Below are 24,775 nucleotides of genomic sequence, written 5' to 3'. Positions count from 1 at the left end.
ACTCCCTTCGCATTCTCCGGGCAAGGGATCATTTTGGCATTTACAGCGAGGATAATTCCTCAAGCCTCTCACATAGGCTGGTATATCTTTTGTTCTGATTCTCATTTGCGATCATTTCATTTACCGTCTGTCTGCTTCCCAGGATTGTCACACAGTTCTTGGCGCGGGTAACTCCGGTATACAGCAGATTCCGATTAAAGAGCATCTTAGGACCTGTAAGTAAGGGCATAATTATGGCTGGATATTCGCTTCCCTGGGATTTATGTATCGTTACGGCATAAGCCAGTTCGATTTCATCCAACTGATGAAAAGGGTATATCACCCTTTTATGCTCATCGTATTCCACTACCATCTCCTGCGCATAATCGTTTATTTCTTTTATGATGCCTATATCCCCGTTAAACACTCCCATACCTTTATCGATGGGAATTTGGTATTTGCTTAAAATCTCCCATTCAAGCTGGTAGTTGTTTTTAATTTGCATCACCTTGTCCCCTACCCGATATACTCCTTCGCCAGCCTCATATTCCTCCTTTGATTTGTCCGGGGGATTTAGATATTCCTGAAGAATGTCGTTTAAGACTTCTACTCCGAGACTGCCTTTTCTCATTGGTGTGAGCACTTGTATGTCATAAGCGCTGGCGCCTACATATGGCGGCAGCTTTTCGCATATAAGCTGAACCATGTGTTTATAAATTACATTTATATCGTTTCTTTCGAGAAAGAAAAAGTCCTTGCTCTTGTTATTTAGCTCTATCCGTTCTCCCTTGTTGATAGCATGGGCATTGACCACAATATCACTCTCCTCTGCCTGCCTGAATATCTTCTGCAGCATGACTACCGGTATGCAGTGACTATCGATTAAGTCTTTCAATATCTGTCCAGGCCCTACCGATGGAAGCTGATTGATATCCCCCGCCATAATCAGCCGGGTGCCCGGCATAATCGCCTTAAGCAACGACTGGAATAAATGAATATCCACCATCGACATCTCATCCACAATAATAACATCGGCCTCCAGAGGATTTTCTTCATTTTTCTCGAATTTAGCCCTTTTATTCTCTTCTAAAACCGCTCCGCTAAGTTCCAGCAACCGGTGTATGGTCCTCGCTTCATATCCTGTAGTTTCCGTCATACGCTTTGCTGCTCTACCTGTAGGAGCCGCAAGGAAAATATCCATATTTTCTCCGGCATAATATCTTATGATTGTATTGATTGTTGTGGTTTTTCCCGTTCCGGGACCTCCGGTCAGAATGAGCAAGCCGTTTTTCACACTCTCCATCACTGCCTTTCTTTGCAGTTCATCCAGTTCGATTCCTTGTGCCTTCTCTATTTCCTTAATGCGGCGATTGATATTGGCTTCCTCCGCAGGAAGAAGCCCCTCTTCCGGCAAGACGGATGAATTCAAATCATGAAGCATCTTAGCACAATTCAGTTCTTCATAGTAATAAGAAGCAGCATATATTTTCTTCCCCTCCTCCTTCGCCTCAGGCAGCGGCATCTTTATCACGACCTTTTTATCCATCGCCAGATTGGCTATCTGAGGTTCTATGGCAGACTCCTCAACCTCCAAAAGCTCGCCGGCCCGCCTTAAGAGGATATTCTCCGGCAAATATACATGCCCTTCCATCGACGCCTGAAGCAGCACATAGAGGACAGCACTCCTTATACGGTAATCGGAATCTGTGTGTATACCTATCTTATTCGCGATTTCATCTGCAATTTTAAATCCTACTCCCGAGATATCCTCCGCCAGCTTATAAGGATTTTCCCGAAGTACTCCGTAAACGCCCATTCCGTACGTATTATATATCTTCATAGCAAGGGCTCCCGAAATACCGTATTTCTGCAAAAAAACCATAGCCTCCCGCATATCCTTTTTTTCTTCCATCTGGACTGCGATTTCCCGCGCTTTTCTATCGCTTATGCCCTTAATCTCTGCCAGACGCTCGGGTTCCTCTTCAATAATGCGAAAAGTATCCTCACCGAACCTTTTTATAATTCGCGCTGCCAACGCTTCTCCGATTCCTTTAATCGCACCTGAGCTGAGATATCTCTCCATGCTGATGACATCATCAGGTGCTGTAATCTGATAACTTTCTACCTTGAGCTGTCTGCCGTAGACGGGATGCTCCACATAGTTTCCATCTATTTGAAGCGTCTCCCCTTGATCTATGGTTCTGAACATGCCCACACAGATGATCTCCTCCTGCCCGCTCACCATATTCATAACCGTGTAGCCGTTCTCGTTGTTCCGGTATATGATATGTTCCACATACCCCTTTACGTTTTCCATATATCCAACCTCTCCTTTTTAACCAAAAGTGTGTTTCGCTCAATTATCCGTATACAGTATAAAAATACGCAAAAAGGCTGCTTAAATAAGCAGCCTCATCATTCAATAATCATATACATTACAAGCCGTAATTCCGTTTCATCTGCTCGAAGAGCGTCTGTGCAAGACCGAGCCCTTCTTTTTCCGTAGATGTGCTCGCCAATTCCTGCAAAGTACTGTCTTTGAAATAGCCTACCAACGAGTCGTTAGGCGTTGAATCCTCATCCTTAAATACATCTACCGTCTTCTGCATTTCTTTAAAAATCTGCTCCAGAAAGTAAGATTCGAATTCTTTACATGCCGACAAGAGTTCTTCATCGGAAGACTGGGAATAATCCTTCGTCTTGATATGAGTGTCCAGCTTACTGGACGCCTGAGAAGACAAATAACTCGTATATGCAGAAGAAACACCGCTTCCTATATCCATTATGTACCCCTTTCACCTTATTAACGCTTCAGATTGTTCGCCTGCTGGAGCATCTCATCCGAGGTAGTAATCGCTTTGGAATTCATCTCGTAAGCTCTCTGTGCAACGATAAGGTTTACCATCTCGTCCGCCACCTTAACATTGGAACCTTCCAAGTAGCCCTGAACGACCTTGCTCTTAGTCACATCTTCGTTCGTTGATTCATTAATCGCCGCTCCGCTGGCAGCAGTAGCCGCCCAAAGGGAGTCGCCTTGTCGCTCTAAGCCTCCGGGATTACGGAACTGATAAATTCCTATTGTATGATCTAAAGCTACAAGATTATTGTTTTCATCAGGATACATAAGCGTTCCGTCCGAAGATATAGTTATTTTATTTGCAACATAGGTACCATTCAGTAAAATGCTGTTCCCTTTATTATCTAATACTACATTTCCATCCGTAGTTGTCAGCATGGGCGCTTTTCCCGGTGATATACCCCAGATAAAATCACCATTTCTCGTATAGTTAATCTCACCATTCCCATTTTTGACCGCAAAAAAACCGTCACCTTCAATAGCAAATGAGGTACCGCTTTCAGAAGCAATCAGGCTTCCCTGCGTAAATATCTGATTGATTGAAGAATTTCGCACACCCAAACCTACCTGAGAGGTAACCGGCTTCGCAGCCCCCTCTGCCGTAGTAGTCTTTGTCTGCAATGTCTGATATAATAAACTTTTAAATTGAGACACTTGCGATTTGTATCCTACTGTATTTACATTGGCAAGATTATTTGCAATCGTGTCTACATTTGTCTGTTGTGCATTCATTCCGGTGGCCGCTGACCATAAACTTCTAATCATTCTTTATCCTCCTACAGCTTTCCAAGCTGATTTACAGCTATTTCCAAGCTGCTGTCGTAAGTCTGAATCACCTTTTGATTCGTTTCATAAGCTCTCGATACGTTTATCATATTCGTCATCTCTGTTACCACCGAAATATTGGAGGTTTCCAGATAACCCTGATTCACCTTCGCCGTAGCGTCCTGAAATCGGGAGCCGTCTACCGGCTGGAAATAATTCTCACCAAACTTCTCCAAATAATCATAGTCCACAAAATCACGTATTCTTAAAGTTGCCACAGAAGAATTATCATCCCCCTGCATGATGTTGCCCGAAGTATCTACCCTGAAATCAAGAAGGGGATCAAGCTTAATCCGCCCACCCGTCATACCCAAAACATAATCTCCGTCATGAGTAACCAGAAAACCTTGAGAATTCATGGTAAAACTTCCATCACGGGTATATTTTACTGAGGTGTCACCCTCACTATCGGTATGCTGCACTGTAAAAAAGCCTTCACCCGACAATGCTAAGTCGAATGGATTTTCTGTTCCCTTCACCGGTCCCTGGGAATAATCCGTATAGCCCTCGCCTATCTTAACTCCCAGATTATTTATGCCCAACCCTCTTGCTGTTCCGCGCCCTTCGGACATATCTTTAATTTTGTAAGCGAGCACATCGTCAAAAGCCTGACTGGTGGCTCCTTCCTTCTTATATCCGTTGGTATTCGCATTCGCCAGGTTATTGGTAAGGACATCCATCCTATGTTGCTCATTTACCATTCCTGTATAAGCAGTATATAAACCCTTAACCATATAACTACTCCTTTTCCCCTCAGTATATTATTTATTCCCTTTTATCAATCTATCTAGTGATAGGTTTCTATCGTCAAACAAATTTCCATATAACGACAGACTGCCATCATGCAATGGGTTAGTCCTCTTTGTATCCCGCCAAAAATTCCACGTATTTACCGGTTCCGATTGCAACGGCTGTCATGGGATCCTCCGCTGTCATCGTGTTGATTCCCGTCTTAGAAGCTATCAAATCCTCCAAGCCGCGAAGCAAGCTTCCGCCTCCGGTAAGAACAATGCCTCTATCCGCAATATCCGCTGCCAGTTCCGGCGGCGTCTTCTCCAGCACGCTGTGTATCGTCTCCACGATCTGTGCCGTCGTCTCGCGAAGCGCTTCCTCCGTCTCCTCCGAAGAAACTTTTACCGTTCTCGGTAATCCGGTTACGAGATTACGACCTCTGACATCCATATAATCCACCTCGGTGCGCCTGTAAGCAGAACCGATCTTTATTTTTAAATCCTCCGCTGTCCGTTCACCGATTAGCAGATTATGTTTCTTTCGCATATACCGAACGATAGCTTCATCGAAATCGTCTCCGGCTATCTTAATGGACGCGCTTACTACAGTACCTCCCAAGGAAATAACGGCAATGTCTGAGGTTCCTCCGCCGATATCGACAATCATGTTTCCGCAAGGTTTGGAAATGTCGATTCCCGCTCCAATCGCTGCAGCAATCGGCTCTTCAATAATGGAAACCTCTCTGGCTCCTGCCTGATAGGTCGCATCCTCTACCGCCTTCTTCTCCACCTCGGTCACCCCGCTCGGTACGCACACCGCAATACGGGGCTTACGGAACGTTTTTTTACCCAGCGCCTTCTGGATGAAATATTTCATCATCTTCTCAGTCACTCTGTAATCCGAGATAACACCTTGTCTAAGCGGTCTTACCGCCACAATATTTCCGGGGGTTCTGCCAAGCATCAGCCTTGCATCTTCACCAATCGCTCTTATTTTGTCGGTATCTCTATCGAATGCTACCACGGAAGGTTCCTTAAGTACTACGCCCTTTCCTCTGATATATACTAAAATACTCGCTGTTCCCAAATCAATTCCTATATCTGTGTATTGCATATGTTAAACCCCTTTCTCAGTGTCCTATCTCATGCAAAATCTATCTTCATATTTTCCAAAATATCTTTAAGCCAAACGCACACAGCTATTATACCTTAAAGATTCGATTTTTCAAAGGGGTTTCACAAAATTTTATAAAAAAATCAGACACAGCAAATGAAAGCGGTTCCTTCCGCCTCACTTGCCGCCTCCATGCTTTTCTTTATATTCAATATTATCGGCTTATTTTGCCGATTACTTAAGACATTTTTTATTTTTTCCGCTTATTTTTATTTATATCGTTCCAACATTTTATTGACGTAAAATCCGGTATATGACTTGGGATTTCCTGCCACTTCCTCCGGTGTCCCCTCTGCGATGACAGTTCCTCCCTTGTCTCCGCCCTCCGGACCGATATCGATAATATAATCCGCCGTCTTTATAACGTCCAGATTGTGTTCTATGACAACCACCGTATTTCCGCCATCAGCCAATTTGTGCAATATCTCCGTCAGCTTGTGAACATCCGCGAAGTGAAGGCCGGTAGTAGGCTCATCCAATATATAGATTGTCTTTCCCGTACTCCTCTTGCTAAGCTCCGTAGCGAGCTTAATTCTCTGCGCCTCACCTCCCGAAAGGGTTGTGGATGGCTGCCCTAGCTTCACATAGGATAAGCCTACGTCATTTAACGTTTCTATCTTTCTTCTGATAGAAGGCACGTTTTCAAAAAATCCTACGGCTTCTTCCACCGTCATGTCCAGTACATCGTAAATACTCTTTCCCTTGTACTTAACATCTAAAGTTTCCCGGTTATAGCGTTTTCCGCCGCACACCTCGCAGGGAACATAGATATCCGGCAAAAAGTGCATCTCTATCTTAATAATTCCGTCTCCGCTGCAGGCTTCACATCTTCCGCCTTTAACATTGAAACTGAAACGCCCCTTTTTATACCCCTTCGTTTTCGCGTCGGCTGTCGTCGAGAACAAGTCGCGGATCTGGTCGAATACTCCCGTATAAGTGGCCGGATTAGAACGGGGCGTCCTTCCGATTGGAGACTGGTCTATATCGATAACCTTATCTAGCTGCTCGATTCCGTCGATACCCGCATGCTTTCCCGGAATAGTCCGCGCACGGTTCAAATCCCTCGCCAAGTGCTTATACAGGATTTCATTAACGAGAGAACTTTTCCCCGATCCGGACACTCCCGTCACGCAAGTCATAACTCCGAGAGGAAACGTCACATCAATCCCCTTTAAATTATTTTCCTGTGCCTTACGTACAATTAGCTCTCCAGTGGATACACGGCGCTTTTCAGGTATCGGTATCTGCAACTTACCGCTCAGATACTGTCCGGTTATAGAATCCGGAGTATTCATAATATCCTCTGCCGTCCCCTGTGCAATTACCTCTCCGCCATGGGAACCGGCCCCCGGTCCTATATCCACAATATAATCCGCCGCCAGCATCGTATCTTCATCGTGCTCTACCACCAGCAAAGTATTTCCCATATCCTTCAGATTGCGCAGCGTATTCAAAAGCTTATCGTTATCCCGCTGATGCAGTCCGATACTCGGCTCATCCAATATATAACAAACACCAACCAGCCCTGATCCAATCTGGGTCGCAAGACGGATTCTCTGTGCCTCACCGCCGGAAAGAGTTCCCGTAGCCCTGGACAGAGACAAATAATCAAGCCCCACATCGATCAAAAAGCCGACCCTGGCGTTAATCTCTTTCAAAACTTGCTTGCCAATCAATTGCTGCTGCTTGGTAAGCTCCATCTCACTTAGAAATTTATAAAGCTTTCTAATAGAAAAAGAGGTAATCTCATATATGTTCTTATCGCTGACGGTAACAGCCAAAGCCTCCTCCTTCAACCGCATCCCTTTACATTTTTTACACGGGATGATATTCATGAAGGTCTCGTACTCCTGCTTAGAGCTCTCGGAGCCCGTCTCGCGGTAACGTCTCTCCACATTTCTAACCAGTCCTTCGAAGGCTACCGGATATACGCCCTGCCCTCTCTGTCCTTTATAATGTACTTTCACCTCTTTGCCGCCAGTGCCATGAATTAAGATTTGTTTCACCCTATCAGAATATTCTTCAAAAGGAGTGTCCAAGTCAAAATCATATTCCCTGCAAAGCGCCTGAAGAATCGCATTGCTAAAACTGCCCGGGTCGTTGCAGGACTGCCAGCCCATTACCGCAATCGCGCCTTGATTGATGCTCAGCCGCTTATCCGGAATCATCAGATCTATATCGAATTCCATCTTATATCCCAGTCCGAAGCATTCCGGACAAGCACCGAAGGGATTGTTAAACGAAAAGCTCCTGGGCTCTATCTCGCTGACGCTCACTCCACAGTCAGGACAGGAAAAGCTCTGGCTGAAAGTCATCATTTCCCTTTCCAGCACATCTACAAAGAGCAGTCCCTCCGCCAACTCCAATACGTTTTCGATGGAATCCGTCAGTCGCCTTTCGACTCCGGGTTTTACTACCAGTCTATCCACAACCACTTCGATATTATGCTTTATATTTTTATCCAGCTTGATTTCTTCCGACAGCTCGTACATATTACCGTCTACGCGAACTCGAACATAGCCGCTCCTTTTTGCCCGCTCGAATACCTTGGTATGCTCGCCCTTACGCCCTCTTACTACCGGAGCCAGCAATTGAATTCTCGTTCCTTCCGGCAGTCCCATAATCTGATCCGTCATCTGGTCTACTGACTGCTTCTTGATTTCCTTTCCACAGGAAGGACAGTGGGGAATACCGATTCTTGCATACAAAAGACGGAAATAGTCATAAATCTCCGTTACCGTTCCAACGGTGGAACGGGGATTACGGTTAGTGGATTTCTGATCGATGGAAATTGCAGGCGATAAGCCTTCTATCTTCTCCACATTTGGCTTCTCCATCTGTCCTAGAAACTGTCTGGCATAGGAGGATAAAGATTCCATATAACGCCTCTGCCCCTCAGCATAAATCGTGTCGAACGCCAAAGAAGACTTTCCCGATCCGGACAACCCGGTCAATACCACCAGTTCATTCCTCGGAATATCCACGTCGATATTTTTCAGATTATGTTCGTTCGCTCCCCGTATTTTAATATACTCTCTCCTGGGGAGCATTCTTTTACTTTCTTTCTCGATACCGCTTTCCATAATAGCCTCCATATCATGTTACTGTTCACTCCGTTCTCAGTAACCATATCCTTTCATTCGTTTTCCATGACTTCTCAAATGTCATTCTTCAATCGATGCGAGCTGCTTTTTTAGCTCCACCATTTTGTCACGCAGCTCCGCCGCCGCCTCGAAATTCAAGTCTGCCGCCGCCTGCTTCATTTTCTTCTGAACATCTCCTATCAGCTTCTCCAATTCCTGACGATCCATAGATTCCGGATCCTTCTCGAAACGCAGTTCTTCCTTGGCTATTACCTTGGATATGCTGATTAAATCCCTTACCGCTTTCTTAATCGTCTGGGGAGTTATCCCATGCTCATCATTATATTCCTTCTGTATCTCACGCCGGCGCTCTGTCTCTGAAAGCGCTGCGCGCATAGAGTCGGTGATCTTATCCGCATACATGATTACATGACCTTCGACATTTCGCGCCGCACGTCCTATCGTCTGTATCAGAGATGTCTCCGAACGAAGGAAACCCTCCTTATCCGCATCCAAGATGGCCACAAGCGAAATCTCGGGGATATCTAAACCTTCTCTCAGCAAGTTGATACCCACCAGCACATCGAAAACATCCAAACGCATATCCCGGATAATCTCCGCCCGTTCCAGAGTATCGATGTCGGAATGGAGATATTTCACGCGGATGCCCACTTCCTTCATATAATCTGTCAAGTCCTCCGCCATACGCTTGGTGAGCGTAGTGACTAACACCTTGTTCTTCTTTTCCACCTCTTTGTTCACTTCCGAGACAAGATCGTCGATCTGCCCCTCCACCGGACGTACGTCCACCTCCGGGTCAAGCAGGCCCGTAGGCCGGATAATCTGCTCCGCGCGCAGTAGTTCATGCTCACCTTCGTAATTAGAGGGCGTTGCCGAAACGAATAGAAGCTGATCAACATGGCCCTCAAATTCCTCAAAATTAAGCGGACGGTTGTCCAAAGCGGAAGGCAGACGGAATCCGTAATCCACCAACGTGTTCTTTCTGGAACGGTCGCCGGCGAACATTCCCCGTATCTGCGGAACCGTCATATGAGATTCATCTATAATAATCAGATAATCGTCTTTAAAATAATCCATAAGGGTAAGAGGAGTCGCTCCCGGCTCCATTCCATTCAAATGCCTGGAGTAGTTCTCGATGCCGGAGCAAAAGCCGGTCTCTCTGAGCATCTCGATATCGAAATTGGTGCGTTCTGAAACCCGCTGGGCCTCTAACAGCTTGTCCTCGCTCTTCAAAAACCGAACCCTTTCCTCCAGCTCCTCTTCTATATTCTTGCAGGCTGCGCCTATCTTCTCCTGAGACACCACATAATGGGATGCGGGGAAAATAGCCACGTGATCCAAAGCTGCATGTACCTGACCGGTAAGAGGATCTGTCTCCACGATACGCTCGATTTCATCACCAAAAAACTCCACCCGGACCAAGTAATCGCCGCCCTGTGCCGGATAAATCTCAACGCTGTCACCCCGCACGCGAAAGCACCCTCTATCCACGTCCATATCGTTCCTATCGTACTGTATGTCAATCAGTTCTCTAATGACCTTGTCTCTGTCCTTAATCATCCCAGGCCTAAGTGATACGATCATCTCCTTATAATCATCAGGGCTTCCCAAACCATAAATACAGGAAACGCTGGCCACCACCACTACGTCCCTTCGCTCCGTCAAAGAAGCCGTCGCGGAAAGGCGCAGCTTATCGATCTCATCGTTGATAGAGGAATCCTTAGCTATATACGTATCGGAAGAGGGGACATAAGCCTCCGGCTGATAATAATCGTAATAAGAGACGAAGTATTCCACCGCATTATCCGGAAAGAACTCTTTGAACTCCCCATACAACTGTCCCGCAAGCGTCTTGTTATGTGCGATAATCAGCGTAGGCTTGTTTAAAGCCTCTATAATATTCGCCATTGTAAATGTCTTGCCCGACCCGGTAACTCCAAGCAAAGTCTGAAATTGATTTCCGTTCTTAAAACCTTCTACGAGTTCAGCAATTGCCTGAGGCTGATCTCCGGTAGGAGCATATTCTGATACTAAGTGAAAGTGATCCATAGAATTCTCCTTATATTATATTTATTATAATTTTTATGCTGCAATGAGCGTTTCCGTATTATACGAAATCTATTCTACCACAAAGCATAATAAAAGTACAGAACAAATTAGAACGTTTGTTCTGTACCTTTCATGTTACTGTTCACGCAGTAGCTTAACACTTGCTGTTAAGCTGCGTAAGAACGTGATGCAAGAGATAGTTTCTGCTTCGCGAAGTGAATTTAAATGCAGAAATCATGCGTTACTGAGAACGGAGTGAACAGTAACCTTTTCATGTTATAATTTCTTTGCAATTTAATTTGTCACAGAAGCGATTTTCTCCGCGATAATCTCCTTCGCGCGCTCTAACTGATTATCATAACCGTTATTGTAATACTGGTCGCCGTCGAACTCGCAAACCTCATCCGGTTCGATACCTATGCCATGAATATTATTTCCCTTCGGTGTAAAATAGCTGCTTACTGTGAGCTTAAGGGCGGTTCCATCCGATAAAGAAAGTACTCTCTGTACGATTCCCTTTCCAAATGTCGTAGTTCCCACCAACTCACCTATGCCGTAATCTTTAATAGCTCCTGCCAATATTTCCGATGCGCTGGCAGAATATCCGTTAACAAGAACGACTAACGGTAAATTAAACGCCTTCGTTCCATCACTGGTATATTCTGTCCGGTTTCCTTCTCTATCCTCCGTATATACAATCAAGCCCTTGGGGAGCATCTGTCTGGCAATTTCCGTAACCGTACTTAAATTGCCGCCCGGATTCGAACGCAAATCAAGCACTAAGCCCTGCATCCCCTGCCCCCGAAGAACCACCATGGCCTCCGTGAACTGGTCTAAGGTAATGTCATCGAATTCCGTAATCTGAAGATAACCGATGTTATTGTCGAACATTTCATATTTAACTGTAGGGCTTTCTATTTTTCTTCGCTCTATATCGAACTGCAGATAATCATTTTCACCCTCTCTATATAAGGTAAGATGTACCGTTGTTCCTTCAAGTCCTTTGATTTTGCTCACTACCTCCGAAAGCTCCAGCCCCTGCACATCCACATCATCTACCTTATAAATGATATCTCCGTCCCGAAGTCCTGCTTCCTGTGCCGGCGTGCCGTCTATCACTCCGCTGATCTGCGCCAATCCGGTATCCTCTTTTATGCTCACATATGCGCCTATGCCGTAATAGATGCCCTCCGTCTCCTCCATCAGCCGCTGAACGTCTTCCTGCGTATAGTAAGTGGAATACGGATCACCCAGAGATGTCACCACGCCTTCGTACATCCCGTCGATCATCTTCTGCACATCCACATCCTCTTTGTAATAATAGGTGCCGATGGCATCCTCGATGGCACGCAGCTTAGAAATCGTAAGATCGCTTACAATTTCCGCAGGCGCTGCTGTGTCCGTACTCGCAACCTCACTGGCCTCCTTCGATTGATGCGTCGTGTAAATCTGTCTTACCGTGAATATACAGCTCGCAACTAAAAGACTGAGAAGCACTCCGGTAAAGATTCCGCTGAAAAACCCGCCCTTACCACTTTTATCCTGTAAATTATCTTTGTTTTTCTTATCGTTCTCCGGGCTATTTTTATATTCCTCAGAATCATTGTTTAACTTATATTTCATGTTCTATCATCTCCAATTATTTACTCAAGTAGTTCCAGGGTGAAACATAACTTCCGTTTAAACGTACGCTGAAATGGAGATGGTTACCGGTAGAACGGCCTGTCGAACCCACCGCAGCAATATTTTGTCCCTTCGTTACAAAATCGCCTTTTGAAACGTAAAGCGCGGATGCGTGCATATAAATTGTATACAACCCGTCGCCATGATCAATCATAATATAATTACCCATTGAGCCGCTGTAATCCGAAGCCACCACATTTCCATCGTATGCAGCCAGAATCGGCGAGCCTCCCGGTGCTGCCATATCCACACCGTTATGAAACTGCTCCACTCCGAGAATCGGATGGATACGGGTACCGTAATCATCACTGATTCTCGTATAGGAAGGCGCCGGCCAGCTAAAAATACCCCCGTCGTATCTTAGGTTGTTTTCTTCGGCAAGCTTCGCCTTTTCTTCGGCAACCGCCTTCTCCAACGCGGCTATCGTCTCGTTCTGCTCCGCAATATCGGCCTCGTATTCCGCAATCGCAGCCTCTTTATTCGTTATATCGGTGGAAACCTCAGTAATCGTCCTTTCCTTTTCGTCTATCAGCTCGCCTAAGGAGGCTTCTTCCTGCTCTACTCCCGCCTTAGCTTCCTCAAGATAATCTCTATCTTCTTCAAGCTGCTCCTTATATAACTCAATCAGCTTTCGCGTTGCTACATATTCATCCAGCATCTTTCTGTCATAGGAAGAGAGCATCTCTATATACCCCGCCTTGTTCAGCATTTCACCGAAGCTGGAAGAAGAAAAAAGCAGTTCCATGTATAGGTTATCTCCCTTTTCATACATGAACTTAATCCTCTTTTTCATCGCATCGTATTGGTTTTCCTGATCTGCGACAGCTGCTTCCAGCTCTTGCTCCGTTGCTGAAATTTCTTCTTCCTTTTCTGTCATCTTATCCTTCAGATCAGCAATTTTTTCCTGAATGGTCGTAAGCTGCCCGTCAAGCAGGGTCACATAAGCGGTCAAATCATTTTTTGAAGCTTCCAGTTCCTCTTTTATCTTCTTAACATCCGTAAGACCCGACTGCAGTTTGTTTTTCAATTCCCGCGCGGTTTCTATTTCTTCTTCCTTCTGCTTGATACTGTCATTCGTAAGCCCGGAAGCCCGGGCTTCCATCGAAGCCGGAATGAAGAAAAAAGTTGCTTGAACGATGACCGGAATGCAAAGTACAGCGCACAGAATCTTCCTCCATTGTTTCATATTCAATATTCCCTATACTCTTAAGTGCTTTCTAACGGTTACGATACTTCCGAGGAAGCCGATTCCAACGCCCATAGCGATGGATACGGGGGCTAATGTGTTGAAAATCGTCTCTACAGGTAAAAAGCTCAAAAGCTGTGCCAACATGGAAAACCTCTCCGATACATAAAGAATAACATTATTGTATATGAAATAAATCAACCCTAACGGAACCAATGAGCCTATTATTCCTATCAGCATTCCTTCTATAACGAACGGAGACCTGACGAAAAAGTCCGTCGCCCCTATATATTTCATAATGTTAATCTCTTCCTTACGCACCGAAATTCCTATCGTTACCGTATTGCTTATAAGAAATATGGATACCGAGAAAAGAATGCCGATAATGCCAATGGAAACATAGGCGATCAAGGCGTTCACCCCGCTTAAGGTAGTTGCCGTGATTTCCGACTTATTAATTCTTCTTATATCGTCGATAGATTCCAGATAAGTGACAAGAGCCGGCTGCAGGGATACATCATTTAAATAAATCTCATAGTGCGCGGAATCCGCCAGAGGGTTTTCTGTAAAACCGTCCGCATATTCCCCTAAGTAGTCCTCTTTAAAGCTTTCCCAAGCCTCCTGCGCTGAAACGAATTTTACGTCTGAAACCTCTACTCTCTTCGCGATTATATCCCCGATTTCGGCAATTCTCGTATCGTTCACCCCTTCGTCGAAAAATACGGTAACCGACACACCTTCTTCCGCTGTCTTCACAATATGCTGGAAATTCGTAATAATCGCATAGAACAAACCAAATAGAAACAAGCATGCGCCGATTGTGGCGATAGAAGCGAGGGAAAACCACTTATTTCTTATAATATTGCGGAATCCCTGTCCGATAGTATAAAAAAATGTACTAATTCTCATCGATATAACCACCTTTTTCCTCATCGCTTACAACGATCCCACGTTTCATTGTAACGACTCTTTTCTGCATGGAATTCACAATTTCTCTATTGTGTGTTACCACCAGAACCGTTGTGCCATTTTCATTAATCTGTTCCAAAAGCTTCATGATTTCCCATGAATTCTTCGGATCCAGATTACCGGTAGGCTCATCGGCAAGCAATATGGTGGGTCTGTTGACCAACGCTCTGGCAAGGGCAACCCTTTGCTGTTCGCCACCGGAAAGCTGCCTCGGCTTCGCCTTATACTTTCCCGCAAGTCCTACCATAGACAGAACGCTCGGTACATTTCGTTTTATTTCTTTATTGGATACTTGGATGATGCGCTGGGCGAAGGCCACATTCTCATACACATTCCTATCTTTCAAAAGCCGGAAATCCTGAAACACGATTCCCAGATTTCTTCTGAATTTCGGAATCTTACGATGTCTGATTTTCACCAAATCATATCCCATAACGCTGATGTTCCCTGATGTCGGCGTCAGTTCCCGGAGAAGGAGCTTGATTAAGGTCGATTTGCCAGAACCGCTGTCGCCTACGATAAATACAAACTCTCCTTTATTAATATGTAAGCTGACGCCGTTTAATGCCGGCGCTCCCGTAGCATATGCCTTGCTGATATTTTCGAGGGTAATGATTTCATTCCCCAGATCAGCCTGCTTTTTCCCTCTTCGTCTCTTTCTTTCTTTTTCAGCCAAAGTTATTCACCCCTAATTGTTTTATCCTTTTTGTCTCTTTCTGATAATAGCTTAGCCGTTTTTATCAATATTCAAAAGTTTCCATATACTTCATATACTTTACGACCATAAGCGCAATCTTAAAAGTAATTGCATCTTCGAACACTCTAAGATCCAGACCGGTGCTCTTTTGCAGCTTATCCAGTCTGTATACAAGAGTATTTCTATGAATGAAAAGCTGTCTCGACGTCTCCGATACATTTAAGCTGTTTTCGAAAAATTTGTTGATTGTCGTAAGAGTCTCCTCGTCAAAATCATCCGGACTCTTGCCTCCGAAGATTTCCTTTATAAACATCTTGCACAGCGGAATGGGAAGCTGATAAATCAAACGGCCGATTCCCAGCTCACTGTAAGCAACGATATCTCTTTCACCGAAGAATATCTTTCCAACGTCCAGCGCCATCTTCGCTTCCTTATAAGAACGGCTTACCTCTTTAATCTCATTAACCGTGGTTCCAAAAGAAATACGAATATTTTTCATTCCTTCTTTCAAAAGATAGGCCTCTGCGCTCCGGGCAGTCTTATCGATCTCCTTGCCGCTGTCACCTTCCGACAGATCCTTTACTACTATAACATTATTTTCATCCACTGCGGTAATGAAATCTTTGCTATTATTTCCATAATATGTCCGCATGAGTTCTAAAACGTTACTGTCTTTTCCATTTTCGGTCTCTATAATCATGACGACCCGTTTTCCGTCCGTCTGTATATGCAGTTTTTTCGCGCGGCTGTAAATATCTACCAAAAGCAGATTATCCAGCAGCAGATTTTTGATAAAATTATCCTTATCGAAGCGTTCCTTGTACGCGATCAGAAGGCCCTGAATCTGAAAAGCAACCATCTTTCCGACCATGTACACATCTTCGCCTGCTCCGCCGGCAATCAGGATATACTCCAGCTGCAGCTCGTCAAATATCTTGAAATACTGATATCCTTGTATCTCTTGAGAATCCGCTGCGGAACTCACGAATTCTACGGCCGCTGCAGAACAGTTCTCCATACCCGCTGCAGTAGATGCTACCTCTTTGCCGTCTACATCCATTACACATAATTCTACTCTGGCGATTGCCTTAAGACCCTCAATTGTATTTTGTAATATTTGATTTGAAATCATTTCCCCGCTCCTTTTCCTTCTCTTTTTCTAACTTTATATGCAATTTATACAATGCATAATTTGAAAAAAAATCTGTTTTTACTACACCCAATTTCCATTTTAATTCAAAACCACAAAAAAATCTATACTAATTCTTGAAAGTTTTGTGTATTTTTAATGTATCCTAAGAAACCGTACAGAATTTATCCAATGTACAACTTCCACAACACTTTTCTATAGCAACTTTCATACCGACTGCAATACTAAAAAGGCAGATTTGAAACTTATTCTCATTTCAAATCTGCTTACTGATTCTTTTCGTTTTCTCCATTATATCTGTTCATCCGATCGTGGAACATCTTCTTATAGATTCGGCTCATTGCCTTCTTCTGAAAAGATTCATGGCGCTCACCTAGCTTCATATCCTTGGAAATTCCCAACCATACCTCCGCGTTGATATAAGGCTTCGCTTCCAGCATCCATTGTTCCTGCCTGCTTCCTGCCATTCGCGAAATAATTACGGAAGGAGCGATATCATTAATATCGTTCACGACCTCCTCTACATTTCCCGCGTCATCTTTAATGATTTGATAGCCGCTTACTGCGATGCCCCGCTGAAAATCTTTCAGCTCATCTCTCAGCTTCTGCGCATCCTCTTCTGAATCGGATAACAAATATACCGTTTTCCCTCCGCGCACGATTCTTCTCAAAAATTCTTTTAAAAAAACGAGATTCTCCACTTCATACGAACGGCTCTTGGATTCTATCTTCGCCACCCGTAAAATATCGGACTCCCCGCACAGGGTCATATCCATGGACTCGATTCTCTCTTTTTCATTTTCATCTTTTCCCGCCAATATAAGCATCGGTGTCGTAACGTATAAAATCGTATTAAGAGCGCCGTTTTCTAAAAAACCGTCCAGCAAAAGCAGCGACTCCTTGAGAGAATAATCGGTAAGCGTAACCCCTAAAATATCCATTTTTTGCATACTTTCACCATCATTTCCCCATATAGTCGAACGAAACATTCCCCTAAACAATCTTTAAAGTTACTATTCTCAGCTTTGCTGTTCATCGCAACAATATGCACGCCGGCCACCCTCGGGATTTTGTACAAAAGCTGTACAAAACACCTCGCAGAATAGCGATTGTAAATATTAACTCTTTAAAACCTTCCCCGACTTGTCAAGTATATCAAAAATATGGTATACTTGCAATATAATGATTTGAATTATAGAATCTTAATGTTGCATTTTAACCATAAATTGTTGCTATAAGGCCAAAAGCCGCATGGTAACATTTCAATTTCAAGGGAGGTAATAAGTATGGATATTCCTGCATTATCAATGACTCTTGCCCAGACACAGACGATATCGGACGTGGGCGTTGCCATGCTCTCGAAATCATTGGACAGCATGAAGACCAGCGGCGATGCGATGATGGATATGATGAAATCCTCTATGGAGCTGTCTGTAAATCCTGCCATCGGCGCTAACCTTGACTTATATGCATAGCAGCCCGAAATATAAAATGTAAGCATCATATATCCTGAATGCAACGGAAGAAATTCTTCCGTAAAAAACGCACATCTTCATAGATGTGCGTTTTTATTAACATAAAAGCAGCTTATGCGCCTATATCTTTCGGATTTTTCAAATCCATAAAAAATGGGATTCAATAAAGAATAAAATCGAGAGCCATATAAGAAAATGCTAATACCACCGCTATTAAAAGCGGGACGGTCACCATGGGGGTACCGGTCTTGTTTTTTCTCGTTCTCCAGATATTTCGAAGATTCTCTTCCCGCTGTTCATTTTTGGCAATCCATGCCAGTACACACGCCGCTAAGGTAGTAGTAATCGCAGCAATAATCAAATAGCCGCTGATGGCAGCCAGCATCATATCCGTAGTAATCTGCGACTGAGCCTCATCCAGATTGCCCATTCCCAAAGAATCATATAGATACATGATGCATACTTGCTGGGAATTGAATATTACATGAAATAAAACCGAACTCCACAAACTCCCTGTAGCTTCCACCAAAACTACGAGAATCATGCCGATCACAACCGCATATGCCGCCTGATTAAAATTCATGTGCATAAGGGCAAACAGACAGGAGGACAACAGAAGTGCCTGTAATGCAGTTCCCGATTTCTTGTAGCCCTGATACACAATCCCTCTGAATACCAATTCCTCGCTGAATGGCCCTATAACTCCTATAATGAGAAGCATAACAAAAAAGGGGATCTCTAAGATATCCCCACTAATTGCCACCACCGTGTTATCCACGAACAGCATGGAAACTGCGTTAATTACGGTAGTTAAAGGCATAGCCAGAAAAGTAAAAAGAATGATCATAAACACCGAGGATATTTTAATCCTTCGAAAGCCCACGAGCTTTATCAGGTTCTCCTTAGAAATCAAGAGCCCGATAAGAGCTGGCACCAGTACGATCAACTGACTGATTATGAAATTAGGTACAATTGCCAGTGTATAAAACGGACTTAAAGCTCCCAGCAGAACCACTGCTGCGATATGAAGCAGGATAACTGCCAGAAAAATCCGGTTTACCTTTTTACTATTCATTCGCTATCCTAGTTCTCCATCATAAAGTTAACTAACTTCGTAATATCTTCCGGCTCATAAGCAATCAGCTCAAGCTCTGCAATCGTTCCGTCGGAAAAAATATTCGCCATGGATACGTACTGGGAAAGCTTGGACTTGAGGTTCAGCCTGTCTCCTTCACCCGTTACCAATTCTACCTTGCCCGCACAGCTGTCAATTACTTAAAAAAACTTATCGATATCTCTGATATTCTGTACTTTCATTTCATTCTCCTTTCCAAATCGAAGCCTTGGCTTCCATTATAAATCGCATTTTTATTTACACCATGATTATACTGATTTCAGTATGAATATGCAAGCCAATTATCAATGAATAAAGAACATTCATGAATAAAGAACATTTATGAATTAAAAACCTTCAATGAATAGAAAACATTCATTTCTCAGCTTTTCTTATACTGCTGCCGTCTATGACTACTTTTCCTTCCTTCAGCAAACGGCCTACCGCCCGCTTGAATTCATTCTTGCTCATCTGCATTTCCTGTCTGATTGTCTCCGGATCTGCCTTATCGTTAAATGGAAGCACTCCTCCATAGCTTTCTATGATTCCCATTATTTTATCCGCATCAGTGCCAATTTGAAGATATGCCTTCTCCCTCAGGCTCAGGTCCAGCTTTCCATCTTCCTTGACTCCTGCCACCCGGGCCTGAACGATATCCCCTTCCCTGACATCTCCATACATCTCCTTTTTTGAAATCAGACCGGAATATTTGTCGTCTACCGCCACAAAGGCCCCGAACTCTCTGCTGATTTCATAAACGCGGCCGGTCACCCTGTCGTCCTTTTTATAAGGGCTGTCCATGTCTAAATAAGGATATACTTTCATCGTGGCACATAATCTGTTGCTCTTATCCGTATAAAGAGCTGCCAGACACTCCTCCCCCTCTTTCACCGGCCATGTCTGTTCCTTAAAAGGAAGCAGCAACTGCTTTTCCAGTCCCCAGTCCAAAAACGCGCCAATTTTCGCAACCTGCGCAACTTTAAGAAGAGCGGTTCGGCCAAGAGTGAGTGCCACCTCTTTCGTAGTAGCTATCAAACGGTCGCTGGAATCCCTATATATGAATACCCGCACCGTATCTCCTACCTGAGTTCCTTCCGGAACCTGCTTTTCAGGAAGGAGCACCTTTGCATCTGTACTTCCGGTATCCTCAGCCAGATACACGCCGAATTCCACTTTTTTTGCAACAATCAAATTCTGCACTTCTCCTAATTTTATCATACAATACCCATATTCCTTTCAAACTCTGCAACGCAGTAAGCCTGTCCCTCTTCGTTATTAAGCGAAATTAAGCAAATATTATCCGCGGGCCTATAAATCTCGGGCACAATAATATCCCCTAAAAGCGCCTGCTTCTTATATTCTGCCCGCATCTGCCTTATCGCGAAGCCTTCCGGCAAATATTCCATGGCGATGCGGATATACTGCCCGTTATTTACATGATGGTTGGTATCCAGGTGATGCTGCCTGACCTCTACCTTCTCCCGCCTCTCCCCCTCCGTCTCGGGGAGTGCAATCTTACGCGGCGCATAATCCATCTCAAGCTTCTCTTCCAATACATATGCCGCATGTAACTCGTCGGGAACCCTCGCCGGGTGCATGTTCTCCATATCCATTAAAGTCCAGACAGTGTTGGCACAGGAAAGACGTTCCCCGTTCTCCGTCTCCATCAGGAAATTACGCCACCCGATAAATCCTTTGAAATCATACGGAGCCGTTTCGATCAACACCCTTTCTCCAAGAACAGGGTACCTCTCGACGATTATCTGCCAGGCCGACATTACCCAAGCCAGATGCCTTTCCTGAAGAAACTTAAGCCCTACACCGATATCCTCTGAATGAAAGGTCGAACAATCCTGAAAATAATCCAGCAGCGATTCCAAGGATAATTTCCCCTCTCTGTCCAGCTCACTGTATCGTATGCGCCCTGCGAATTTATACATTTATAGTTATGCTCCTTCCAAAGTCCAAAGACCCTTCTCTCCATATATCAATGCTCCAATTATATCACAGCCTATCTCGTAATTGCAAACAATTCGCCATGAAGAGAAACCCCTTATTTTTTCATATTAAGAGCTTTAAAGCATAGAATGTAATAAGCCGCTTATGATCAATATGACAACTTCCGGCGTTTGATAGCATCACTCTTTGCAAGGAGATTTTTATGGAAAAAATTCTGGATGAAGATTATTACGACCTAATGATAGATAATGTACTCCTTCCTAATTATGATACGGGCAATAACATTACCAATATAAATGAAAGACACTCCCTGCTGCATGTTCTTACAAGGCAGGTGAATATCTGCGACCTCGGAACAAATCCTTATCATCGCTTTCCTTCCATTTTTACTTTGACGGCTTCTATCAGCTCACAAGTATCCGGCGTTCAGCAGATACAGCGCAATCCGTCTCTCGCACTCTATGGAACCGGTGTAATCGTCGGAATTATAGATACAGGCATCGATTATCAGCATCCTGCCTTCAGACACAACGACGGCAGTACGAGAATCGTTTCCATGTGGGATCAGACGGTGCAGACCGGTACTCCTCCCGAGACATTTTCTTATGGCTCCGAATACAGCCGGGAATTAATTAATCTAGCCCTCATCTCCGCAGAGCCTTTGTCCGTTGTTCCTTCCGAGGACACGAACGGACACGGAACAGCAATCGCAAGCATCATCGCAGGTAAAACGGACAATGTTCAGAACTTCAGCGGCGTCGCTACCGAAGCAGAGTATGTGGTAGTAAAACTAAAAGAAGCCAAAATGAACCTGCGTCAAATATCCTTCGTTCCTGAAGACGCTATTTGTTATCAGGAATCAGACGTCATGTTGGGCGCCCGCTACTTATTTTCCGTAGCCCGTAAGCTCAACCGCCCGCTCGCTATCTGCGTAGCCCTCGGTACCAGCCAGGGCGGCCATGACGAGCATGGCGCTACTACCGGCTATTTAGATTATCTCACCCACCGCCCTCAAATCTGTGTCACCGTCTCTGGCGGAAACGAGGGAAACAGCGGCAGACATTATTACGGCAACATCGCTGTCCCTACCAGCGACACTCTGTTCGAACTGAAGGTAGGCAGTGAAGATAAGTTATTCGCCATGGAAATCTGGCCCTACGCACCCAGCCGCCTTACCATCGAGGTTACTTCGCCCAGCGGAGAATCCACGCCGTTGGTTTACCCGGGCATCAACACCTGCGAGAGATTTAATTTCGTATACAACCAGGGCTCGCTATGGATAAATAATATTACCTTTGAAGAGGAGACAGGAGAACAGCTCATACTGCTGCGCTTCCAAAACCCTTTTACCGGCATATGGAGCTTTAAGCTTCATAACTTGGAAAACGAACAATTTTCTTTTCATTCATGGCTTCCCTCAGGAGATTTGATTTCCAGAGAGACTTATTTCCTGCAGTCAAATCCAAGCACTACCATCACTTCTCCCGGCAATGCGATCCGCCCTCTGACAGTAACCGCATACAACCAGTCGAATGATAGTATATGGATAGATTCCGGAAGAGGATATACGCGTACCAATCAAGTAAAGCCTGATGTAGTTGCACCCGGCTATGAACTTCCCTGTGCCGTTCCCGGAGGGCGGTATGCCACGTTAACCGGTACCGGAGCCGCCGCCGCCTATGCCTGCGGAATCACCTCCATGCTATTGGAATGGGCGGTAATACGCGGGAACTATACCTCGATTACGGGTACCGATATCAGCCGCCTTCTGACCCGCAGCGCATATAGAGATCCTAACACCACTTATCCCAACAATATATGGGGCTATGGGCAAATCGATATCAATGGAGTCTTCGAGCGGCTCGCCAACTTATAAGCTCAAAACAGTAAGAAAACAATATGAGCCTGCGGCAAAGAGATTGCAGGGTACAAGAAAGGCATAGCAATGGAAAAAATTCTCGATGAGAGTTATTATGATTTGATTATAGACAATATAATGGTTCCTTATTATGACATCGGCAATAATATCACATATTTAAACGATCGGCATTCCTTGCTGCACGTTTTAACGGGTGAGATAGATGCTTGTGATCTGGGAGCAAATCCGTATCATCGTTTTCCTTCTATATACATATTGACTTCGGAAATCAGCCTTGAAAAATCAGGCGTCACCGAGGTTCAGCGCAATCCTGCGCTGTCGCTATATGGAACCGGAGCTATTATCGGAATCATAGACACCGGCATCGACTACCGACATTCAGCCTTCAAGTATAATGACGGCACTACAAGAATACTTTCCATATGGGATCAGACCATTCAGTCGGGAACGCCGCCCGAAGATATGGTCTATGGTTCGGAATACCCGAAGGAATTAATCAATCTCGCCCTACATTCTGCAGATCCCTTGTCCATCGTCCCTACTGTGGATGAAAATGGGCACGGTACCGCCATAGCAAGCATAGCAGCCGGAAAGCCGGACCCTGCTCAAAACTTCAGCGGCGTGGCACCAGAGGCAGAATTAGTCGTCGTAAAGCTTAAGCCGGCTAAATATAATTTACGCAATGTTTCTTTTGTTCCCGATAATATTTTATGCTATCAGGAATCTGATATCATGCTGGCGACCCGCTACCTATTATCTGTCGCAAAAAGGCTGAGCCGCCCCGTTGCTATATGCGTCGCACTGGGCAGCAACGGCGGAAGCCACGACGGACAGGGAGCGGCAAGCAGCTATTTTGATTATATCACCCGGCTTTCAAAGATTTGCGTCGCCATCTCGGCAGGAAACGAAGGCAACAGCAATAGGCATTATTACGGCAATACGCCGCAGGCGCCCTACCATTCGGAATTTGAACTGAGGGTAGGCAATCCGGACCGGCTGTTTTCGATGGAAATCTGGCCATATGCCCCCAGCCGCCTTTCCATAGAAATAACTTCTCCCAGCGGGGAATCCACTTCCCTCGTTTACCCGAGAATCAACACTTGTGAAAGGTTCAGCTTCGTATTCAATCAGGGAATCATATGGATAAATAACATCACTTTCGAAGAAGAGACGGGGGAACAATTGATATTGCTGCGCTTTGAAAATCCAATTTCAGGTATCTGGAGATTTCAGGTATATAATTTGGAAAACGAACCCTTTTCGTTTCACTCATGGCTGCCCGCCGGAAATGTGATTTCCTCGGAGACATACTTTCTCCAATCGAATCCCGACACCACCATACTCTCACCCGGCAATTCCATACACTCGCTGACAGTTACCGCCTACAATCAGGATAACGACAGCATATTAATCGATTCTAGCAGAGGATACAGCCGCACCGGACACCTCAAGCCTGATCTGGCCGCTCCCGGCTATAATTTGACTTGTGCTCTTCCCGATAACAGATATGGTACCCTGACCGGCACCGGAGCAGCCACCGCTCACACGACAGGCATCATCGCCCTCCTTTTCGAGTGGGCTGTGTCCAGAGGAAATTATACATCCATTACAGGAGTGGATATCAACCAGCTCCTGATCCGGGGTGCATTACGCAGCCCCACCACCGTTTACCCCAACAATATTTGGGGTTATGGACAGATAAATATCAATGGGGTTTTTGAACGGCTTGCCATTTTTTAGGTAAAGACTCACGGCATGACTGGGAAGAATATTTATAAGCCTCTATCCGCTCAACCTGCTTTGTATGTCTTGCGTGAAACGCAGGACATACGCTATTTAGAGCTATTATATCAGTCACTCTGCCTTATTCTAACATTTGAATTCTTTTCAACGCCATTTAAGCGTTATTCTAATTTTCTCAGATAAGCAATATCTTTTCAACTT

General features: G+C 44.7%; 20 protein-coding genes. 3 read left to right on the top strand and 17 right to left on the bottom strand.

Translation table 11 applies throughout. The features are described from left to right. Positions 1 to 40: 40 nt before the first annotated feature. The 13 genes from recD2 to CC90_RS0118785 all read right to left on the bottom strand — a co-directional run bounded on the left by recD2 (position 41) and on the right by CC90_RS0118785 (position 17,354). The gene (gene recD2, locus CC90_RS0118845; protein WP_031392265.1) at positions 41 to 2,296 is read right to left on the bottom strand and encodes an SF1B family DNA helicase RecD2; all 2,256 of its coding nucleotides are present in this window, start codon (positions 2,294 to 2,296) and stop codon (positions 41 to 43) included. A gap of 118 nt (positions 2,297 to 2,414) precedes the next feature. Next, entirely contained in the window at positions 2,415 to 2,762 is a 348-nt protein-coding gene (locus CC90_RS0118840; protein WP_051869779.1) for a rod-binding protein, read from the bottom strand. A gap of 20 nt (positions 2,763 to 2,782) precedes the next feature. Beyond that, a complete protein-coding gene (locus CC90_RS0118835) occupies positions 2,783 to 3,601 on the bottom strand; it encodes a flagellar hook-basal body protein (RefSeq protein ID WP_031392263.1) in 819 nt (272 codons plus the stop codon). 11 nt (positions 3,602 to 3,612) lie between these two features. Further along, the gene (locus CC90_RS0118830) at positions 3,613 to 4,395 is read right to left on the bottom strand and encodes a flagellar hook-basal body protein (RefSeq protein WP_031392262.1); all 783 of its coding nucleotides are present in this window, start codon (positions 4,393 to 4,395) and stop codon (positions 3,613 to 3,615) included. A gap of 118 nt (positions 4,396 to 4,513) precedes the next feature. Then, positions 4,514 to 5,506, bottom strand: a complete 993-nt coding sequence (gene mreB, locus CC90_RS0118825) for a rod shape-determining protein (RefSeq protein ID WP_031392261.1) — start codon at positions 5,504 to 5,506, stop codon at positions 4,514 to 4,516. Positions 5,507 to 5,775: 269 nt separating this feature from the next. Beyond that, a complete protein-coding gene (gene uvrA, locus CC90_RS0118820; protein ID WP_242843336.1) occupies positions 5,776 to 8,649 on the bottom strand; it encodes an excinuclease ABC subunit UvrA in 2,874 nt (957 codons plus the stop codon). A gap of 81 nt (positions 8,650 to 8,730) precedes the next feature. After that, the gene (gene uvrB, locus CC90_RS0118815) at positions 8,731 to 10,719 is read right to left on the bottom strand and encodes an excinuclease ABC subunit UvrB (protein ID WP_031392259.1); all 1,989 of its coding nucleotides are present in this window, start codon (positions 10,717 to 10,719) and stop codon (positions 8,731 to 8,733) included. 294 nt (positions 10,720 to 11,013) lie between these two features. Further along, a complete protein-coding gene (locus CC90_RS0118810; protein WP_035315850.1) occupies positions 11,014 to 12,342 on the bottom strand; it encodes a S41 family peptidase in 1,329 nt (442 codons plus the stop codon). A 16-nt stretch (positions 12,343 to 12,358) separates the two neighbouring features. Further along, complete coding sequence (locus tag CC90_RS0118805) at positions 12,359 to 13,588, bottom strand: murein hydrolase activator EnvC family protein (RefSeq protein ID WP_031392257.1); 1,230 nt, start codon at positions 13,586 to 13,588, stop codon at positions 12,359 to 12,361. 12 nt (positions 13,589 to 13,600) lie between these two features. Continuing rightward, complete coding sequence (gene ftsX / locus CC90_RS0118800) at positions 13,601 to 14,497, bottom strand: permease-like cell division protein FtsX (protein WP_031392256.1); 897 nt, start codon at positions 14,495 to 14,497, stop codon at positions 13,601 to 13,603. Beyond that, positions 14,487 to 15,173: a cell division ATP-binding protein FtsE gene (gene ftsE / locus CC90_RS0118795; RefSeq protein ID WP_031392255.1), complete on the bottom strand. Its 687-nt coding sequence runs from the start codon at positions 15,171 to 15,173 to the stop codon at positions 14,487 to 14,489. The genes ftsX and ftsE overlap by 11 nt, the downstream gene beginning before the upstream one ends. A 124-nt stretch (positions 15,174 to 15,297) precedes the next feature. Continuing rightward, a complete protein-coding gene (locus CC90_RS0118790) occupies positions 15,298 to 16,386 on the bottom strand; it encodes a PucR family transcriptional regulator (protein WP_031392254.1) in 1,089 nt (362 codons plus the stop codon). Positions 16,387 to 16,670: 284 nt separating this feature from the next. Beyond that, positions 16,671 to 17,354: a WecB/TagA/CpsF family glycosyltransferase gene (locus CC90_RS0118785; protein WP_157837566.1), complete on the bottom strand. Its 684-nt coding sequence runs from the start codon at positions 17,352 to 17,354 to the stop codon at positions 16,671 to 16,673. A 336-nt stretch (positions 17,355 to 17,690) separates the two neighbouring features. Here CC90_RS0118785 and CC90_RS0118780 point away from each other — a divergent pair, with 336 nt between their 5' ends. After that, positions 17,691 to 17,879: a YjfB family protein gene (locus CC90_RS0118780; protein WP_031392252.1), complete on the top strand. Its 189-nt coding sequence runs from the start codon at positions 17,691 to 17,693 to the stop codon at positions 17,877 to 17,879. Between the two features lie 160 nt (positions 17,880 to 18,039). Here CC90_RS0118780 and CC90_RS0118775 read toward each other — a convergent pair whose 3' ends face one another. The 4 genes from CC90_RS0118775 to CC90_RS0118760 form a co-directional block, all read right to left on the bottom strand. After that, positions 18,040 to 18,954 (bottom strand): CPBP family intramembrane glutamic endopeptidase, encoded by a 915-nt coding sequence (locus CC90_RS0118775; RefSeq protein ID WP_031392251.1) that lies wholly within the window; start codon positions 18,952 to 18,954, stop codon positions 18,040 to 18,042. 8 nt (positions 18,955 to 18,962) lie between these two features. After that, positions 18,963 to 19,151: a polya polymerase gene (locus CC90_RS22655; RefSeq protein ID WP_242843356.1), complete on the bottom strand. Its 189-nt coding sequence runs from the start codon at positions 19,149 to 19,151 to the stop codon at positions 18,963 to 18,965. A 217-nt stretch (positions 19,152 to 19,368) separates the two neighbouring features. Beyond that, a complete protein-coding gene (locus CC90_RS0118765; protein WP_031392250.1) occupies positions 19,369 to 20,211 on the bottom strand; it encodes a CvfB family protein in 843 nt (280 codons plus the stop codon). After that, on the bottom strand, positions 20,208 to 20,933 hold the full coding sequence (locus tag CC90_RS0118760; RefSeq protein WP_031392249.1) for an acyl-[acyl-carrier-protein] thioesterase: 726 nt from the start codon (positions 20,931 to 20,933) through the stop codon (positions 20,208 to 20,210). Before CC90_RS0118760 ends, CC90_RS0118765 begins: the two co-directional genes overlap by 4 nt. A gap of 221 nt (positions 20,934 to 21,154) precedes the next feature. Between CC90_RS0118760 and CC90_RS0118755 the strand changes: the two genes are divergently transcribed. Both CC90_RS0118755 and CC90_RS0118750 read left to right on the top strand, forming a co-directional pair. Further along, positions 21,155 to 22,828, top strand: coding sequence for a S8 family peptidase (locus tag CC90_RS0118755; RefSeq protein WP_031392248.1), 1,674 nt, complete (start codon positions 21,155 to 21,157; stop codon positions 22,826 to 22,828). A 69-nt stretch (positions 22,829 to 22,897) separates the two neighbouring features. Beyond that, positions 22,898 to 24,571, top strand: coding sequence for a S8 family peptidase (locus CC90_RS0118750; RefSeq protein ID WP_031392247.1), 1,674 nt, complete (start codon positions 22,898 to 22,900; stop codon positions 24,569 to 24,571). The last annotated feature ends 204 nt before the right edge of the window (positions 24,572 to 24,775 follow it).

Origin of the sequence: Kineothrix alysoides (assembly GCF_000732725.1) — a bacterium.
GTDB classification, from domain to species: Bacteria; Bacillota; Clostridia; order Lachnospirales; family Lachnospiraceae; genus Kineothrix; species Kineothrix alysoides.
The sequence above is the reverse complement of the archived record's forward strand: the minus strand, read 5'-3'. Positions and strand labels throughout refer to the sequence as shown.

What these genes read in the sequence shown, in the direction of transcription:
- mreB (WP_031392261.1), bottom strand. Translation starts at nt 5,506, where the DNA reads ATGCAATACACAGATATAGGAATTGATTTGGGAACAGCGAGTATTTTA.
- ftsX (WP_031392256.1), bottom strand. Translation starts at nt 14,497, where the DNA reads ATGAGAATTAGTACATTTTTTTATACTATCGGACAGGGATTCCGCAAT.
- uvrB (WP_031392259.1), bottom strand. Translation starts at nt 10,719, where the DNA reads ATGGATCACTTTCACTTAGTATCAGAATATGCTCCTACCGGAGATCAG.
- CC90_RS0118785 (WP_157837566.1), bottom strand. Translation starts at nt 17,354, where the DNA reads ATGCAAAAAATGGATATTTTAGGGGTTACGCTTACCGATTATTCTCTC.
- recD2 (WP_031392265.1), bottom strand. Translation starts at nt 2,296, where the DNA reads ATGGAAAACGTAAAGGGGTATGTGGAACATATCATATACCGGAACAAC.
- CC90_RS0118790 (WP_031392254.1), bottom strand. Translation starts at nt 16,386, where the DNA reads ATGATTTCAAATCAAATATTACAAAATACAATTGAGGGTCTTAAGGCA.
- CC90_RS0118760 (WP_031392249.1), bottom strand. Translation starts at nt 20,933, where the DNA reads ATGTATAAATTCGCAGGGCGCATACGATACAGTGAGCTGGACAGAGAG.
- CC90_RS0118750 (WP_031392247.1), top strand. Translation starts at nt 22,898, where the DNA reads ATGGAAAAAATTCTCGATGAGAGTTATTATGATTTGATTATAGACAAT.
- CC90_RS0118780 (WP_031392252.1), top strand. Translation starts at nt 17,691, where the DNA reads ATGGATATTCCTGCATTATCAATGACTCTTGCCCAGACACAGACGATA.
- CC90_RS0118830 (WP_031392262.1), bottom strand. Translation starts at nt 4,395, where the DNA reads ATGGTTAAGGGTTTATATACTGCTTATACAGGAATGGTAAATGAGCAA.
- CC90_RS0118805 (WP_031392257.1), bottom strand. Translation starts at nt 13,588, where the DNA reads ATGAAACAATGGAGGAAGATTCTGTGCGCTGTACTTTGCATTCCGGTC.
- CC90_RS0118810 (WP_035315850.1), bottom strand. Translation starts at nt 12,342, where the DNA reads ATGAAATATAAGTTAAACAATGATTCTGAGGAATATAAAAATAGCCCG.
- CC90_RS0118755 (WP_031392248.1), top strand. Translation starts at nt 21,155, where the DNA reads ATGGAAAAAATTCTGGATGAAGATTATTACGACCTAATGATAGATAAT.
- CC90_RS0118835 (WP_031392263.1), bottom strand. Translation starts at nt 3,601, where the DNA reads ATGATTAGAAGTTTATGGTCAGCGGCCACCGGAATGAATGCACAACAG.
- CC90_RS0118765 (WP_031392250.1), bottom strand. Translation starts at nt 20,211, where the DNA reads ATGATAAAATTAGGAGAAGTGCAGAATTTGATTGTTGCAAAAAAAGTG.
- uvrA (WP_242843336.1), bottom strand. Translation starts at nt 8,649, where the DNA reads ATGGAAAGCGGTATCGAGAAAGAAAGTAAAAGAATGCTCCCCAGGAGA.
- CC90_RS0118775 (WP_031392251.1), bottom strand. Translation starts at nt 18,954, where the DNA reads ATGAATAGTAAAAAGGTAAACCGGATTTTTCTGGCAGTTATCCTGCTT.
- CC90_RS0118840 (WP_051869779.1), bottom strand. Translation starts at nt 2,762, where the DNA reads ATGGATATAGGAAGCGGTGTTTCTTCTGCATATACGAGTTATTTGTCT.